This window comes from Eikenella longinqua (assembly GCF_001648355.1).
GTDB lineage: Bacteria > Pseudomonadota > Gammaproteobacteria > Burkholderiales > Neisseriaceae > Eikenella > Eikenella longinqua.
Genome location: NZ_LXSL01000011.1, coordinates 147,353 through 164,010 on the forward strand (window position 1 = coordinate 147,353; position 16,658 = coordinate 164,010).

Annotated in this window: 16 protein-coding genes and 1 tRNA gene; 10 read left to right on the forward strand and 7 right to left on the reverse strand. The window is 61.1% G+C overall.

All coding sequences use genetic code 11. The features are described 5' to 3' along the window. Window positions 1-182 precede the first annotated feature (182 nt). From hpnC to acpS, 4 genes are all read right to left on the reverse strand, one after another. Entirely contained in the window at window positions 183-998 is an 816-nt protein-coding gene (gene hpnC / locus A7P95_RS01385) for a squalene synthase HpnC (protein ID WP_067590006.1), read from the reverse strand. A gap of 58 nt (window positions 999-1,056) precedes the next feature. Next, complete coding sequence (locus A7P95_RS01390) at window positions 1,057-1,449, reverse strand: hypothetical protein (protein WP_067590009.1); 393 nt, start codon at window positions 1,447-1,449, stop codon at window positions 1,057-1,059. A 135-nt stretch (window positions 1,450-1,584) separates the two neighbouring features. Further along, window positions 1,585-2,931, reverse strand: a complete 1,347-nt coding sequence (locus A7P95_RS01395) for an aldehyde dehydrogenase family protein (protein ID WP_067590012.1) — start codon at window positions 2,929-2,931, stop codon at window positions 1,585-1,587. A gap of 126 nt (window positions 2,932-3,057) precedes the next feature. Continuing rightward, complete coding sequence (gene acpS / locus A7P95_RS01400) at window positions 3,058-3,438, reverse strand: holo-ACP synthase (protein WP_067590015.1); 381 nt, start codon at window positions 3,436-3,438, stop codon at window positions 3,058-3,060. A 410-nt stretch (window positions 3,439-3,848) separates the two neighbouring features. Here acpS and A7P95_RS01405 point away from each other — a divergent pair, with 410 nt between their 5' ends. The 10 genes from A7P95_RS01405 (at window position 3,849) to A7P95_RS01445 (ending at window position 14,426) form a co-directional block, all read left to right on the forward strand. Continuing rightward, entirely contained in the window at window positions 3,849-4,622 is a 774-nt protein-coding gene (locus A7P95_RS01405; RefSeq protein WP_067590018.1) for a BUD32 family EKC/KEOPS complex subunit, read from the forward strand. A gap of 176 nt (window positions 4,623-4,798) precedes the next feature. Next, window positions 4,799-5,911, forward strand: a complete 1,113-nt coding sequence (locus A7P95_RS01410; RefSeq protein ID WP_067590021.1) for a phospholipase A — start codon at window positions 4,799-4,801, stop codon at window positions 5,909-5,911. Between the two features lie 736 nt (window positions 5,912-6,647). Further along, entirely contained in the window at window positions 6,648-7,202 is a 555-nt protein-coding gene (locus A7P95_RS12395; RefSeq protein WP_342667758.1) for a M48 family metalloprotease, read from the forward strand. Between the two features lie 18 nt (window positions 7,203-7,220). Continuing rightward, the gene (locus tag A7P95_RS12400; RefSeq protein ID WP_342667759.1) at window positions 7,221-7,907 is read left to right on the forward strand and encodes a M48 family metallopeptidase; all 687 of its coding nucleotides are present in this window, start codon (window positions 7,221-7,223) and stop codon (window positions 7,905-7,907) included. A 209-nt stretch (window positions 7,908-8,116) separates the two neighbouring features. Beyond that, window positions 8,117-9,085, forward strand: a complete 969-nt coding sequence (locus tag A7P95_RS01420; protein WP_067590023.1) for an energy transducer TonB — start codon at window positions 8,117-8,119, stop codon at window positions 9,083-9,085. 57 nt (window positions 9,086-9,142) lie between these two features. Further along, window positions 9,143-9,799, forward strand: coding sequence for a MotA/TolQ/ExbB proton channel family protein (locus tag A7P95_RS01425; RefSeq protein WP_067590026.1), 657 nt, complete (start codon window positions 9,143-9,145; stop codon window positions 9,797-9,799). Between the two features lie 3 nt (window positions 9,800-9,802). Beyond that, a complete protein-coding gene (locus A7P95_RS01430; protein WP_067590033.1) occupies window positions 9,803-10,243 on the forward strand; it encodes an ExbD/TolR family protein in 441 nt (146 codons plus the stop codon). A 354-nt stretch (window positions 10,244-10,597) separates the two neighbouring features. Continuing rightward, window positions 10,598-13,387 carry an isoleucine--tRNA ligase gene (gene ileS / locus A7P95_RS01435; RefSeq protein WP_067590353.1) on the forward strand — a complete coding sequence of 930 codons (2,790 nt, stop codon included), beginning with the start codon at window positions 10,598-10,600 and terminating at the stop codon, window positions 13,385-13,387. Between the two features lie 159 nt (window positions 13,388-13,546). Next, window positions 13,547-14,227 carry a hypothetical protein gene (locus tag A7P95_RS01440; protein WP_067590356.1) on the forward strand — a complete coding sequence of 227 codons (681 nt, stop codon included), beginning with the start codon at window positions 13,547-13,549 and terminating at the stop codon, window positions 14,225-14,227. Window positions 14,228-14,350: 123 nt separating this feature from the next. Further along, window positions 14,351-14,426: transfer RNA gene (locus tag A7P95_RS01445), tRNA-Lys, on the forward strand. Between the two features lie 91 nt (window positions 14,427-14,517). Here A7P95_RS01445 and A7P95_RS01450 read toward each other — a convergent pair. The 3 genes from A7P95_RS01450 to dapF are packed head-to-tail and all read right to left on the reverse strand — an operon-like array spanning window position 14,518 to window position 16,657. Beyond that, window positions 14,518-15,156 carry a hypothetical protein gene (locus A7P95_RS01450; RefSeq protein WP_067590036.1) on the reverse strand — a complete coding sequence of 213 codons (639 nt, stop codon included), beginning with the start codon at window positions 15,154-15,156 and terminating at the stop codon, window positions 14,518-14,520. Continuing rightward, complete coding sequence (locus A7P95_RS01455) at window positions 15,156-15,809, reverse strand: DUF484 family protein (protein ID WP_067590039.1); 654 nt, start codon at window positions 15,807-15,809, stop codon at window positions 15,156-15,158. The genes A7P95_RS01450 and A7P95_RS01455 overlap by 1 nt, the downstream gene beginning before the upstream one ends. Further along, window positions 15,809-16,657 carry a diaminopimelate epimerase gene (gene dapF / locus A7P95_RS01460; protein ID WP_067590042.1) on the reverse strand — a complete coding sequence of 283 codons (849 nt, stop codon included), beginning with the start codon at window positions 16,655-16,657 and terminating at the stop codon, window positions 15,809-15,811. The genes A7P95_RS01455 and dapF overlap by 1 nt, the downstream gene beginning before the upstream one ends. Between the last annotated feature and the right edge of the window lies 1 nt (window position 16,658).

Genomic DNA, 16,658 nt, shown 5'->3' on the forward strand with positions numbered 1-16,658 from the left:
CCGATAGACTATGATTTTGTAAATTTTTGTTATATCAGGCGAATTATAGCCGTGCCTGATTGGACTGTCATTTTTCTACCCTAGAAAAAGGCTACCTGAAAACTCTTAGCTTTGCAGAAACTCATCCTTGCTTCGCAATACTTTATTTTCAGGTAGCCTTTCTAATTGTGCTTTGCCTAATACTAACGCTTCAGCCAAGCCCGTTTCAGCATCAGCCACCAATCTTTCGCGCCGAGCACGGGGCGGCGGGTGAACACGTCGTAGCGGTTGGCTTCCAGCTTGCGCAGGATGGTTTGCCCGCCGAGGATGATCAGGCGCAGCTCGAAGCCGATGCGGCCGGGCAGGGTTTTGCCCAGCGGGGAGCCGGCTTTGAGCATTTTGTGGACGCGCTCGCATTGGTGCGCCATCAGGCGTTGGAAGGCGGTGTCGGCCTGGCCGGCGGCGATTTGCGCTTCGCTCACGCGGAATTTTTGCAGGTCGTCTTGCGGTAGATACACGCGGCCTTTCTGCCAATCCACGGCCACGTCCTGCCAGAAGTTGATGAGCTGGAGGGCGGTGCAGATGCCGTCGCTTTGGGCGAGGCTGAGCGGGTCGGTGTGGCCGTAGAGGTGCAGCAGCAGGCGGCCGATTGGGTTGGCGCTGCGGCGGGCGTAGTCCACCAGCTCGCCGAAGTGCTGATAGCGGGTTTTCACCACGTCTTGGCTGAAGGCGGAGAGCAGATCGTAGAAGGGCTCGAGCGGGAGGCTGAAGGGCTGCACGGCTTCGTGCTGGAGCCGCTGCATGAGCTCGGTGTGCGGGCTTTGGCCGGCAGCGATGCGGCCGAGCTCGGCGCACAGGCTGTCGAGCCGGCGCAGGCGTTCTTCGTTGGGCAGGCTGCCTTCGTCGGCCATATCGTCGGCGGTGCGGGCGAAGGCGTAGATGGCGTGCACGGGGCGGCGCAGGCGGCGCGGCAGGGCCAGCGAGCCGACGGGGAAGTTTTCGTAGTGTCCGACCGACATAGGTGTCCTTGTGTGTGTCTAAATGATTTTCAGGTAGCCTCAAGCGGCTTGCCGGCGCTTATTTTTCAATCAGGAATAGGCCGTTAAACGTTTTCCGGGCGAAGAGCTCAGGCAAATCGGCCAGCGGGATGGAGGCGGGCTGGTGTTTGTCGGGGTTTAAATCGGCGTGATTATCGTTGATGAAGATAAACAGCACGGGCTGCACGCAGGGGTGGCGCAGGCGCTCGGCGATAAATTGCGATAGCTGCTGCGGCAATTCGGAACCGGGTCGATAAACGGCCGATGCCGCGCCCCAGCCAAATTCCCAAGCCGCGATGCTTTTCCCCTTGCGCCGCAACGTGATGGGCGAGGCTTCAAACGCTTCGGGAAGGCGGAAGCGGTTTACTTCGCCGTATCCGGCGTAATCGGCCGAGGGCCGGTTTTCTTCAAAATATAGGATGCTCACGCTCATGATGCAGGCCGATGCCGTGGCGGGAAGAGGCTACCTGAAAAATTTTGGCTGCGCAGAAACTCAGCTTGGGCTGCGCCCAAACCTCGTTTTAACTGCGTTGAAGCTTCGCTTTCAGGTAGCCTTTTGCCTGCCGCGCTATTTCTGCCAATAGGCTTTCACGTTCACAAATTCATACAGCCCGAATTCGGAAAGCTCGCGCCCGAAGCCGGAATCTTTCACGCCGCCGAAGGGCAGGCGCAAATCGCTGCTGGTGTGGCGGTTGATGAACACGCTGCCGGCTTCAATTTGCTGGCCGAGCTCCCAGGCTTTGTCGAGGTTGGCGGAGTAGATGCTGGCGCCGAGGCCGAAGGGGTTGTCGTTGGCCAGGCGCACGGCGTCGGCGGCATCGCGGGCGTGGAAGATGCCCACGGCGGGGCCGAACACTTCTTCGCGGTACATGCGGCAGGCGGGGGTGATGTTGTCCAGCACGGTGGCGGGGTAGAAGGTGGTATCGGCTTCGTTGGGCAGCTCGCCGCCGAGCAGGAGCTTGGCGCCGTGTTCGAGCGCGTCTTGCACTTGTTCGTGCACTTGCAGCTGGAGGTCTTTGCGGTGCAGCGGGGCGAGGGTGGTGTCGGGATCGAGCGGGTTGCCGCGGGTGAGGCGGCGGCAGTGTTCGAGGAAGAGATGGGTGAATTCGGCGGCGATGCCGCTGGTGAGGATGATGCGTTTGCCGGCGTTGCAGGATTGGCCGGCGTCGCGGAAGCGGGCGTAGCAGGCGTCGGCGGCGGCTTGGGCGATGTCGGCGTCGTCGAGCACAATGAAGGCGTTGCTGCCGCCGAGCTCCATCACGGATTTTTTCAGGTAGCCTCCGGCGTAGGCGGCAAGGCGGCGGCCGACATCGGCGGAGCCGGTGAAGGCGAGCGCGTTGGTGTGCGCGATGGCGTGCTCCACGTCTTCATGGGCGAGCCAGGCGGGGCGCCAGGGCAGCTCGCTGCCCACGGTGTCGAACAGGGCGGCGGTAACGCGGGCCACGCTGGGCGCGGGTTTCACCAGGCAGGCGTTGCCGGAGCAGAGGGCGGGCACGGCAAAGCGGATAATCTGCCACACGGGGTAGTTCCACGGCATCACGGCGAGCACCACGCCGAGCGGCTCGAAACGCACTTGGCTGAGGCTGGCCTGGGTGGCGATGGTTTGGTGTTGCAAAAGCTGCGGGGCGAGCTTCACATAATAGCGGATGAGGGAAACGGACTTTTCCATCTCGGCTTCGCACTCGCGCAGGCAGCGGCCGACTTCTTGGCAAATCATGCGGGCGAGGCGGGGTTTTTCGGCTTCGAGGCGGTCGGCGAAGGCGGCAAGCATGGCCACGCGCGCCTGCACGCCGGCGGCGGCAAAGCGGCGCTGGGCGGTGCGCATTTCGGCCAGGGATTGGCCGAAAGCGTCCATACTGTCGGCGGGGCGTTCGTATAGCAGGGTGTTGCTCACGACGTCGCGGCTGTAAAACATGGCGGGTTCCTTTCTCTATTGGCTTTGGATTAACTGGTTTGCAGGTGGCCTGCCATGCGGAAGGCTACCTGAAAATTGATGTGCGGGTTTTTGTTGTTTTAATTTTTGTCCCCTACCGGGATGGGGCTAGGCTTTTTCGGCCACGGCAAAGGCCACCACCGTGCCGTTGTCGTCGCTCAAGCTCAGGTGCACGCGGGCGATGCCCTGCTCATCCAGCCAGGCCTGCAAGGGCGGCTCGGCCACAAACTCGGGGCGGCCGAGCTTGTCGTGGGCGATGGAAATGTGGTGCAGCGTAACCGGCGCGCGCAGGCCGGTGTGCACGGCTTTGGCAAAGGCTTCTTTGGCGGCAAAACGCTTGGCCAGGAAGTTGGTTTTGTTGCCGGCGGTGCGCCATTCCAAAAGCTCGATGCGGCTGAGCAGGCGCTCGGCCAGCGCGTGGCCGTATTTGGCGTGCAGCTTTTCGATGCGGCTGATGGAGAGGATGTCGGTGCCGATGCCGTAGATCATGTGCGCTTCCGTGGGCGGGTGGTGGGTAGGGCGCATTGTAGCGCATTTTAGTGCGGCTCTTCATGGGGGAGCGGGCGGTTTGGGCGCGATGCCGTTGCGCCATATTTAAGAACAATGCTGCGCCGGCTCTCCTTGCCTCATCCTTAAATGGGAAACGGCTCATCAAACAGGCTCCCTGAAAAAACACAGCGCCGCGAAGTTTCTGCGCAGCCAGAATTTTCAGGTAGCCCGAAGCCTTCCCCGCCATTACACGATCAAACAAGCATATCCGCTATAGCGAACCAACTTAACTTTCGCTACGGCGTTAGCTCGCCTTGCCGTACTCCTGTACTGCCTGCGGCTCGCTGCCTTGTATCGAAAGCTAATTTGATTCGCTATATAATGCCGCTTTCCCCATTTTCCCGCCTGCCATGGACTACGCCGCCCAACTGGCCTCCCTCGCCGCCGCCCAAACCGCCACCATCGCCCGCCACACCCTCAGCAACGGCGAAACCGTGTGGCTGCGCAAAGCCGCCCCGCGCCAAGCCGCCTGGCGCTACAGCCTGCTCAACGGCCTAGGCAAAATCCTCCGCCTCGGCGTGCTCACCCCCGTGCCCAACCCCGGCGGCAACGCCGGTATCGCCATCGAAGCCGGCCGCCTGCGCGAGTTGGCCGCCGCCGGCATCACCGCGCCCCGGCTTCTCGCCGTACAGGAAAACGCCCTTTTGATGAGCCATGTGGGCGAGCAAACCCTGCTCATCGCCATCGAAAAACAAATCGAAACCGGCAGCCTCGAAGGCTGGCTGCAAGGACTGCACGCCATCGAAGCCGTGCACCGCCAAGGGCAATACCTCAGCCAGGCCTTCGCCCGCAATATGGTGCTCACCGCAGAAGGCGGCATCGGCTTCATCGACTTTGAAGACAACCCCGCACTCGTGCTCAGCCTCCCGCTCTGCCAAGGCCGCGACTGGCTGTGCTACCTGCAATCCACCGCCGACAACCTCCGCCGCCAAGGCCTGCTCGACCAAGCCGCCGGCTTGTGCAAAACCTGCCTGAGCCGGCAAAACCCCGCTATAATCCGCACCTTGCAGCGCAGCGTGCGCCCCCTATCCTGGATGCGCGGCATCCAATCCGAACGCTGGGGCTGCGACACCCTGCGCCTGGCCGCCCTGGCCGACCTGTTTTACCGTATGGGCAAAATCTGAAGACAGGCTTCAGGCGGCCGCACCGCAAAAGGCTACCTGAAAGCGTAGCTTCAACGCAGTTAAAACGAGCAAAGCGAGTTTTGCTAAAACAGGCCAAACGCCGCACCGCCAAACTCAGCCAAACCGCCCGCCCATTTTCAGGTAGCCCGCCCCACCCGCCAACAACACACCGAACCATGAACAACACCCGCCTCCTCCTCTGCACCGGCACCCTCCTCGCCGCCGCCCAGTCTGCCGCCCAAACCGTGCCGCAGCCCGCCCTCGCCTGCACCCAAATCAGCGACCCCGCCGCCCGCCTCGCCTGCTACGACCGCACCCTCGGCGCCCAGCTACCCCCCACCCAAGCCCTGCCCGACTCCGCCGAAGCCAAACCCGCCATCGACTTGGAAAAAAGCATCGAGCAGAGCCAAGAGCAGCGCAGCCCGCAAATCGTGCTCACCACTCCCCCCGCCGCCCCCACCCAGCCTCAAGCCTACACCCCCCTCAGCCTCGCCTACGACCTCGACGTCAACCACGAAACCGGCATCCTCACCGCCCGCGCCCACCGCCCCATGTACCTCCTGCCCGGCTGGTACAACAGCGCCCCCAACCGCAACCCGTCCTCCCCCGAGCACACCTCCGCCATCAAAGAGCAGCAAAACCAAAACCATATCGAAGCCAAGATGCAAATCTCCTTCAAAACCAAGCTGCTGCAAGACCTATTCGGCACCAACGCCGACCTCTGGTTCGGCTACACCCAAGTTTCCCACTGGCAGGTATACCAAGGCTCCATGTCCTCCCCCTTCCGCAACACCGACTACGAGCCCGAAATCTTCCTTACCCAGCCCGTGAAAGCCTCCCTGCCCGGCGGCGGCAGCCTGCGCATGCTCGGCATCGGCGCCGTCCACCAATCCAACGGCCAGAGCGACCCCATCTCCCGATCCTGGAACCGCGTCTACGCCATGGCCGGCATGGAATGGGGCAAACTCACAGTCATCCCCCGCCTCTGGTGGCGGCTACCTGAAAAAAGCGGCGACGACGACAACTCCGACATCAACCGCTACATGGGCTACGGCGACCTCCAGCTGCACTACCGCCTCAACAACCGCCACAGCCTGGGCGCCCTCGCCCGCTACAACCCCTCCAGCGGCCGAGGCGGCCTCCAGCTCGACTACACCTTCCCCATTGCCGGCCGGCTCAAAGGCTACGTGCAAGGCTTCCACGGCTACGGCGAAAGCCTGCTCGACTACAACCACAAACACAACAGCATCGGCATCGGCGTCATGCTCAACGACTGGGACGGCCTGTAAGCCCGCCCGCCGCCCAAATTTTCAGGTAGCCTCCACCAGCATACAGGCTACCTGAAAATTTATAGCTGCCTGAAAACGCATCCCCAAGCATAGTGAAACCAACATCCAAAGAACACCCATTCCCGCCAAACACAAAACAGGAAAGGCTACCTGAAACCCTCCGATATTTTCAGGTAGCCTTTCCCACAAACCATATCGCCACATTTCACTCAACTCAGCTTAATTATCCCCACACCACCTGCAAGCCGCCGCCTGATTGGCACACAAGCCCATGCCCCACCGTCCTGTCGTATATTTAATTTCCGCTGCTCTTTCAGTCCGCTAGCCACCCGTTTTCACACTTACTTACAATCAAGAAAAAGCAGGTTAAATCATAGTATTAGCCTTGCCCACCCCCGCAAGCCCCCGTATAATTCGGCCTCGTTAGGTAGCCAGGAATGACTGCTTAACAAGTTTCTCCTCTATTTCTCCTTTGTAGATTTGGCGCATATTTTTATATGCGCCGCTTTTTTCGCCCCTTATCCGCCGGTTTTTGGCATTTTCAGCCACTCGGCCGCCCAATCCGGCTCGCCGGCAAAGTATAGTGAATTAAACTGCGTTGGCTCGCCTTGCCGTAACGCGTGCACTGCCTACGGCCCGCCGCCTTGTCCCATTCTTATTTTCATCCGCTATTAGTGCCGCAAACGCAGATTGGCTTATACTGCCGCCGTTTCCGATCAAACAAACCGATTCACCCATGTCCGCCCACACCGTTTTCTACGTTTTCCTCGCCTTCACCGCCCTATCCACCCTGCTGCAACTCTATTTGTCGCTGCGCCAAAGCCGCGCCGTACTGCTGCACCGCCACCGCGTGCCGCGCGATTTCAACGCGGTGGTTACGCTAGAAGAACACCAAAAAGCCGCCGACTACGCCCTGGCCAAACAGCGGCTTGCACGCTGGCAGATTCTCTACGACACCCTGCTCCTGCTGCTCTTCACCCTCGGCGGCGGGCTAAACCTGCTCGCGCAAGCCGCCGCCCGCCTCAGCGCTTCGCCGCTCACCCAAGGCGTGCTGCTGATTGTGCTGTTTTCGCTGGCCAGCAGCCTTCTGTCGCAACCCTTCGCGCTCTACCGCAGCTTCCGCTTGGAAGCCGCCTTCGGCTTCAACAAGATGACCTTGGCCACCTTCTTTGCCGACCAAATCAAAGGCCTGCTGCTGGGCGCGCTCATCGGCATCCCGCTGCTGTATGCCGTGATTTATCTGATGGGCGCGGCCGGCGCGCTGTGGTGGCTGTGGGTGTGGCTGCTGTGACTGGGCTTTTCCCTGCTGATGCTGTGGGCGTTCCCCAAGTGGATTGCCCCGCTGTTCAACCGCTTCGAGCCGCTGGCCGACGAAGTGCTGCAACAGCGCATCACCAACCTGCTCTCGCGCACCGGCTTTGCCAGCAAAGGCATTTTCGTGATGGACGGCAGCAAGCGCAGCGGCCATGCCAACGCCTATTTTACCGGGCTGGGCCAAAACAAGCGCATCGTCTTCTTCGACACCCTGCTGCAAGGCATGCAGCCGCAGGAAGTGGAAGCCGTGCTGGCGCACGAGCTCGGCCATTTCAAACACCGCCACATCGTGAAGCAGATTGCCGTGCGCTTCCTGCTCGCGCTGTTGGTGCTGTTTGCCCTCGGGCAAATCATCCACTTCGCCGCCGTGTATCACGGGCTGGGCGTGGCCTACCCCAGCCACGCCATGGCGCTGCTGCTGATGATGCTGGTGCTGCCCGTGTTTGCCTTCCCGTTCACGCCCTTGGGCAGCTTCTCCTCGCGCCGCAACGAATTCGAAGCCGACCGCTTCGCCGCCGCACACACCCACGCCGAAGACCTCGTTTCCGCCCTCATCAAGCTCTACCGCAGCAACGCCGCCAGCCTGGTGAACGACCGCTGGTATGCCCGCTGGTACGACAGCCACCCCAACGCCCGCGAACGCATCGCCGCCCTGCGCCAAAGCCAAGTAGAGGCTACCTGAAAACGAAGTTTCTGCGAAGCTAAAACGAAGTTTCCGCAGGAAACGGAGTTTCTGCGAAGCTAAAACGCCCGCCAAGCCGCCGCATCATAAGAAGGCTACCTGAAAATCCCCGTTTTTCAGGTAGCCTTCTTCATCGAAACGCACCTTCCGCGCCGCCCATAAAAATTCCTTGCAAACAGAAATAGTTCGCATTAATATACCGCCCCATCATGCAAACCGAAAACCGCTTTTTCTCACCGGCCGTGTTGTTGTTCGTGATCGCCGCCCATGTCCTGCTGTATTGGCTGCTGGTCTCGATCAAACCGCCAGAACTGCCCGCCCAGCCGCCCGGGCTGAGCTTTGTCGATCTTGGCATGCTCGGCGGCGGCGGGGGTGGCGGCGGCCAGGGCGGCGATGTGGTGGTGGAAGAAGAGCCCGCGCCCTCCTCCGGCCAGCCCGAGCAGCCGCCCGCCCCGCAAGCGCAGCCGAAGCCGGACACACCCAAGCCCGTTCAGCCCAAGCCCGCGCCAGAGCAGCGCGCCCAAATCAAGCCGGTGGAACGCAACGACCGCCCGGCCGACATCGTTCAGCCCAAACCTCAGCCCGAAGCCAAACCGGTGCGCCCCGAGCCCAAACCCGAGCCGCGCCCCGAAACCAAACCCGTGGCACCCACCAACCATCCGCCGGCCAACGCGCCGTCTAACACCGCCGGCGGCCACAATGCTGGTGGCAGCGGCGGCCAAGGCCACGGCGCGCCCTCTGCCGGTTCGGGCGGCGGCAGCGGTGGCGGCCAAGGCACAGGCGTCGGGCCCGGCCAAGGCAGCGGCCGCGGGCCGGGTTCCGGCTCCGGCGAAGGCGGCGGCCACGGCAGCGGTCGAGGCACGGGCAACGGCCCGGGTACGGGCGGCGGTGGCGGCGACAGCAACCCCTCCCACCTCGGCGGCTACCTGAACAACCCGAAACCGCCCTATCCGCCGCAGTTGGAAGAAGAAGGCATCAGCGGCACTGTGCGCCTGCGCGTGATGGTGGAAGCCAACGGCAAGCCCTCCAGCGTGGAAGTGCTGTCCGCCACCCATCCGCTGTTCGGCCGTTCTGCCGAGAAAACTGTGCGCGAGCGCTACACCTTTACCCCGGCCAAACGCAACGGCCAGCCGGTGCGCGCCAGCTACACCTTCACCCTCCGCTTTACCGCCCCCTAGGCGGCAGCCCGATTTCCCGCATTTATCATATAAACAACAGCATCATTTAGGAGCATCATGAACTTAGGACACGTTTTCGCCCAAGGCGACATAGTATTGATCAGCGTCTTCATCATCTTAGTGCTGATGAGCGTCGCCACCTGGTGGATCATCATCGTGCGCGGCATCCGCCTGCACCAAGTGCGCCACGCCAACCGCGGCACCATCGAAGCCGTGGCCACCGTCTCTTCCATGGAAGACATGCTGCGGCTGGCCAAAGCCCATCCTTCCCCGCTGAGCGAGCTCACCGAATCCGCCATCCGCGCCGCGCGCCAATACCGCGCCAACCCCGCCAGCCCGCTCACTACCATTCCGCTGGGCGACTACCTGGTGCAGCACATCCGCAACACCCTGAACATCGCCAAGCGCGGCCTCAACGGCGGGCTCACCATCCTCGCCTCCGTGGGCGCCACCGCCCCGTTTATCGGCCTGTTCGGCACGGTGTGGGGCATTTATCACGCGCTGGAAAACATCAGCCTGCAAGGCCAGGTAAACATCGCCACCGTGGCCGGCCCCATCGGCGAAGCGCTGGTGGCCACCGCCGTGGGCCTGTTTGCCGCCATCCCCGCCGTGCTTTCCTACAACTTCATCGTGCACGGCAACCGGCAAGTGGCGCAGGATATGGACGCCTACGCCTACGACCTGCACGTGAAAATCATGAACGACAAGGAGTAAGCCATGGCATTCGGCTCGATGAACAGCGGCGACGACGCCCCGATGGCCGACATTAACGTTACCCCGCTGGTGGACGTGATGCTCGTGCTGCTGATCGTATTCATGATCACCATGCCGGTGATGACCCACTCCATCCCGCTGGAGCTGCCCACCGCCTCGGCCAAACAGGTGGCGGAAAACGCCGCGCAGCCCAAAGACCCGCTACGCCTCTCCATCTCCGCCGACGGCAGCTACCACCTGGCCGAAGGCGAGCAGATTTCCCTGCAGGCGCTGGAAAGCCGGCTGCAAGAGCTGGCCAAAACCAACCCCGACCAGGTTATCGCCATCGCCGCCGACAAAAACGCCCAGTTCGACTACGTGGAGAAAGCCCTCAGCGCCGTGCGCGATGCCGGCCTGAGCAAAGTCGGCTTCGTAACCGAAGAGCCGGAGCGGCCGGCGCAGTAAACCCATCCGCCGCGCTTAAAGGCTACCTGAAACGCCATGCAGCTAAGTTTTCAGGTAGCCTTTCCCTTTGTGTTTCCATACGGCACACAGGCTACCGGAACACCAAAAGGCTACCTGAAAACGATGTCTTGCAAAGCAAGGCTGAGTTTCAGCGAAGCTAAAACGCAAACCTCATCACAGCAAAATCCGTTTTTCAGGTAGCCTTTCCGCTCGCATCACAGGCTACCTGAAACCGGCAATCCCGCTTTCAGGTAGCCTTTTGCGCCAAATCCTTATAAAATCGGCGGCTTGTTTTCCTTATCCTTCCAACCGCAGCGCAGGCCGTCTGAACCCGCCTGCCAAACCGAGACCACCATGACCGACTACTCCCAAACCGTAAACCTCTACGAATCCCCCTTCCCCATGCGCGGCAACCTTGCCAAGCGCGAGCCGGCATGGGTGAAGCAGTGGCAGGACGAAAAACGCTACCAGAAGCTGCGCCAAATCGCCGCCGGCCGCCCCAAATTCATCCTGCACGACGGCCCGCCCTATGCCAACGGCGACATCCACATCGGTCATGCGGTCAATAAGATTTTGAAAGACATCATCATCCGCAGCAAAACGCTGGCGGGTTTCGACGCGCCCTATGTGCCGGGCTGGGACTGCCACGGCCTACCGATTGAGGTGATGGTGGAAAAACTGCACGGCAAGGAAATGCCGCCTTCCAAATTCCGCGAGCTGTGCCGCCAGTATGCCGCCGAGCAGATTCTGCGCCAGAAAAAAGACTTCATCCGTTTGGGCGTTATCGGCGATTGGGACGACCCCTACCTCACCATGGACTACCAAACCGAAGCCGACACCGTGCGCACGCTGGGCGAGATTTACAAAGCAGGCTACCTGTATCGCGGCGCGAAGCCCGTGCAGTTCTGCTTGGACTGCGGCTCGTCGCTGGCCGAAGCCGAAGTGGAATACAAAGACAAAGTGTCGCCCGCCATCGACGTGGCCTACCGTTTTCAAGACAACGCTGCGCTGGCCAAGGCTTTCAGGCTGCCTGAAATTTCGGGCGACGCCTTTGCCGTGATTTGGACGACCACGCCGTGGACGCTGCCCGCCAGCCAGGCCATTTCCGCCGGTGCAGACATTGTGTACCAATTGATTGACACGCCGCGCGGCAAACTGGTTCTCGCCAAAGATTTGGCCGAAGCCGCACTGGAACGCTGCGGTTTTTCAGGTAGCCCCATCCTTGCCGAATGCACCGGCGCGGATTTGGAAAACCTGAAAGCCGAACACCCCTTTATCGAGCGCGACATCCCGATTCTGAACGGCAGCCACGTTACCACCGATGCCGGTACCGGCCTCGTGCATACTGCCCCCGCGCACGGTTTGGAAGACTACGCCGTCTGCAACCAATACGGCATCGAGCTCTACAACCCCGTGAACGCGCAGGGTAAATATATCGCCGAAGTGCCGCGCGTGGCCGGCATGAGCGTGTGGGAAGCCAACCCCGTGATTTTGGAATGGCTGCAAGAAAACGGCCGCCTGCTCGCCAGCGAAAAAATCACCCACAGCTACGCCCACTGCTGGCGGCACAAAACCTCGCTGATTTACCGCGCCACCGGCCAATGGTTTATCGGCATGGACAAAGCCGGCGCAGACGGCAAAACCCTGCGCGACAAAGCCCTCAAAGCCGTGGACGACACCGAATTCTTCCCCGCATGGGGACGCGCGCGGCTGGAAGCCATGATTGAAGGCCGCCCCGACTGGGTGGTGAGCCGCCAGCGTTTCTGGGGCACGCCGATGACCTTCTTCGCCCACAAGGAAACCGGCGAGCTGCACCCCGATTCCGCCGCGCTGCTGGAAAAAATCGCCCTGCTCATCGAGAAAAAAGGCATCAACGCCTGGTTCGAGCTCGATAAAGCCGAGCTGTTGTCGCCCGAAGACTGCGAACACTACGACAAACTGCCCGACACCATGGACGTGTGGTTCGATTCAGGCAGCACCCATTTTTCCGTGCTGAAACAACGCCCCGAGCTCGCCTGGCCGGCCGATTTGTATCTGGAAGGCAGCGACCAGCACCGAGGCTGGTTCCAATCCTCCATGCTCACCGGCTGCGCCACACTCGGCCGCGCGCCCTACAAACAACTGCTCACCCACGGCTTCGTGGTGGACCAAAACGGGCGCAAAATGTCCAAATCCATCGGCAACGTGGTCGCCCCGCAGGAGGTGTACAACGAATTCGGCGCGGACATCCTGCGCCTGTGGGCGGCCGCCACCGATTACAGCGGCGAATTGGCGATTTCCAAAGAAATCCTCAAACGCGTAACCGAAAGCTACCGCCGCATCCGCAACACGCTCAGCTTCCTGTTTGCCAACCTCAAAGACTTCAACCCGATTGAAGATGCCGTGCCGCAGGCCGATATGGTGGAAATCGACCGCTACGCCCTCGTGCTGGCGCGGCAGTTGCAGGAAAAGGTTTCAGGCAGCCACTACCCGCGCTACGCCTTCCACTTCGCCGTGCAGGACATCGTGCAGTTCTGCTCCGAAGACTTGGGCGCGTTCTATCTCGACATCCTGAAAGACCGCCTCTACACCACCAAAAAAGACGGCCACGCCCGCCGCAGCGCGCAAACCGCGCTCTACCACATCACCCGCAGCCTCGTGCTTTTGATGTCGCCCATCCTCTGCTTCACCGCCGAAGAAGCGTGGGACATCATCGGCGGCGGCGAAGAAGACAGCGTGCTCTACCACACCCTGCACGACTTCCCGCCCATCCCCGCCGCCAGCGAAGCCGCGCTGCTGGAAAAATGGACGGCCGTGCGCGAAGCCCGCGCCTTGGTGAACGCCGCCATCGAGCCACTGCGCGCCGACAAAACCGTCGGATCGTCCCTGCAAGCCGAAGTCGATTTAAGGCTGCCTGAAAAGCTATACCGCCCCTGCGCCGCCTTGGGCAGCGAACTGCGCTTCGTGCTGCTCGTCTCGTCCGCCGCGCTGCAAAACGGCGGCGAAGCCGAAGCCCAAATCAGCGTGCGCCCCAGCCAATCCGCCAAATGCGAACGCTGCTGGCACTATGTGGACAGCGTAGGCAGCGTGGCGCACCACCCGACCCTGTGCGCCCGCTGTGCGGAGAATGTGGACGGCAAGGGCGAAGAGCGGGATTACGCTTAAGCCGGTTGAGGCTACTTGAAAACAAAGTTTCCACAGGAAGCGGAGTTTCTGCGAAGCTAAACCGTCAGCTTCAACGAAGTTAAAATATCCGCAGCAATAAGGTGGGCAATGATGCCCACCTTTTTTCAGGTAGCCTGGAAATACATAAGGATCAAACACATGACAAGCCTCTCTTATTTAGACCTGCAACAGGGCAATGTGGAAAGCTGTTGCATGATGGTGTCCAAAGCAGAAGTGCCGCAATGGTACAAGCAAGGCTGGCTGCCGTATTACGCCGTCGGCCTGTCGCGCCGCGAGGCCAACCGCGCCTATATGGTTTACGGCTTCATGCGCTTCAAGCGCGATGTGCTGCTGTTTAGCCGCCCCGAATATTTGGCAGCCAAATCCCCCATCGGACGCAAAATTGTTGGCTTCTGCACCCATCTGGGCACTTACGGCATGGGCGGCCCCGGCTTTTTCGGGCTGCTGTTGGACACAGACGAATACTTGGTTTACACAGCATGGCACGCAGGATACAACACGCTGCTAGACAACCGTGCAGTAGAAATTTACCCATGCGGCCACACCGCCGCACGCGGTTGGGTCGGCAGCTTGAACGGAGCCGAATGGGACGAACTCTCTCCCCTGCTCACCGGCTGCGAAATCACCGACTGCACCCTTACCGAGCACCGCTGCACCTTGCAGCTGCAAAAAGACGGCCAAACCCATTTATTGGAATTCGTGCGCCAAGACGAACGCATCCCGCGTACCCCTGATCAAGAATCCCGCCTGGCATACGAAGACGGGGAAATCGCCGACTATTTGATGTATCAGCATAAAAAGGCTTGGCTGGTAGTGTAGGTAGGCTTGTCTATGCGGCAAAAGGCTACCTGAAAACCATTTTTTAGTTTTCAGGTAGCCTCCCCATTTCCGACCATACTTGACACCGAGTTAAACAATTTTTACAATGCGCATCTTCCATTCGGGTCGTTAGCTCAGTTGGTAGAGCAGCGGACTCTTAATCCGTAGGTCGAGCGTTCGAGCCGCTCACGACCCACCAAACACAAAACCAGCCTAAGCAAGCACTTAAGCTGGTTTTTTGTTTGCCATACAACATAGCAGATTCCATCACTTTGGCAAAATCTTGCCACTTAATAAAACAGCATCCACAGCCCGCGCAACGCTGCAATCAGCAGCATCTTCTCCTTCGCCAGCAAACAGGCTACCTGAAAAAACAAACTCAGCAGCAGCACGCCCTGCAACTGCAAAGGACTGAAAAACCGCACCTCTTCCCGGCTCAGATAACGCCGGTGCAGCCACATCAGCAGCATCAGCAGCATCTGCCCCGCAATCCACAACACCGGCTGCAAAAAATACAGCGACAACAGCCCAGTGAGCATCGGCGCCGACATCCCCTGCGGATATTGCCAGATGGCAATCAGCAGCAAAAACAGCAGCGTAATATGCTGCACCGCACCCGCCACCGCAAAATACGCCAAAAACGTGCCGCCGCCCTCCAGCTTCCAGCCCATCTGCCGCGCATCGTAGCGCCAGCCGTTGGCAAACAGAAACAGGCTGGCCAGCACAATATAGCCGTACACCGGATACACATTGGCAATATGCGTAATCCCCAGCACGCCCGGCATAATCCGCGCACTGATCAGGCCGAAGCCCAGCCACAGCAGCACGCTGCCCCACAGCCAGGAAAACTGCTGCCGCTGAAACGCCGCCGTAAGAAACAGCGTGATATACAGCGACAACACCCACAGCGTTAGGCTTTGCACCGCCATTACTGCCACCCGCCTGCTCTGGCCAGCGCCGCAGCCGTGCAGGCCGCCAGTTCGCGCACCCAATCCAGCGGCAAATCCGGCGTGAAGCGCGTTTCATCAGCATCGCCCGCCGCCAGCACGGCCACGGTTTGCCCGTTTACGCGCACCGGCAGCAGCAGGAAGCTCTCCAGCCCCTTGCCCTGCTGCGGCAAAGCCTTAATCAAGGCGGGCGAAATATGGTTGTCACACAGCGGCGCTTTCAGGGCGCGCAAAGCGGCATGGGTGGCATGATTTTCAGGTAGCCTGTATGCCCCGGCGGGCGCGCCTTTCTTCGGCGGCTCGGCCAGCAGCCACACGCAGCCCGAAGCCAGCCCGAAATCCTCGCGCAAGCCCGCTTCCGCCGCACGCAGCACCTGCAACAGCGTATTCGCCGCCAGCAAGCGGCGCACGAAGCCCAGCAGGCGGCCGAGGGTTTGGTGGTTGCTGTCGGCATCCTGCATGATTTGCGCCAGCTGGCCGGCCATCTTGGCCGCCTTTTCCTGCTGCGCCAGCCATTGCGCCTGCACGAAAGACTGTACCCTCCCTTGCGCGGGCTGCACGCCGAGTTCGGCGGCGTGGTTGAGCAAAAATTCCGGGTGTGCCTGCAAATAGGCCAATAATTTCTTTTCGTTCATCAGTAAGTTACCGTTCCTTCAAACACCGTGGCCGCCGGCCCGGTCATCAACACATGGTTATTTGCCGCCCACTCGATGCGCAAATCGCCGCCGGGCAGGCTCACTTTCACTTCGCCGTTGCGCTCGAGCAGCCCCAGCCGTATGCCCGCCACCACCGCCGCACACGAGCCGCTGCCGCAGGCCTGCGTTTCGCCCACGCTGCGCTCGAACACGCGCAGGCGGATATGGTGCGCGTCCAGCACCTGCATGAAGCCCACGTTCACCCGCTCGGGAAACTGCGGGTGCCGCTCTAGCCTGGCGCCCCAATCGGCCACCGGCGCGCCGTCCACATCGGCCACCGGCAGCACGGCGTGCGGGTTGCCCATGCTCACGCAGGCCAGGCGTACCGTTTCCTCGCCCAGGGCAACTTCGTGCAACAGCGCGTCTGCCGCCTCGCCCGGCGCGGGCACAAAGGGAATCTCGGCGGCGGCCAGGCGCGGCTCGCCCATGTCCACCGTTACCAGGCCGTCTGCCGTTAAGTGCAGCACAATCAGCCCTTTGGCGGTGAGCACTTTGATGTGGTCGTGCCGGCTCAGGCCTTTTTCGCGCACGAAGCGGGCGAAGCAGCGCGCGCCGTTGCCGCACTGCTCCACTTCGCTGCCGTCGGTGTTGAAAATGCGGTAGCGGAATTCGGCTTCCGGCAGCGGCGAGGCTTCCACCAGCAAAAGCTGGTCGAAACCGATGCCCCAATGGCGGTCGGCCCAGGCGGCAATCGGCGCGGCGGCCGGGTCGAAACGCTGGCTGATGCCGTCCACCACCATAAAGTCGTTGCCCAAACCGTGCATTTTGGTGAATTTGATCTCTGCCATT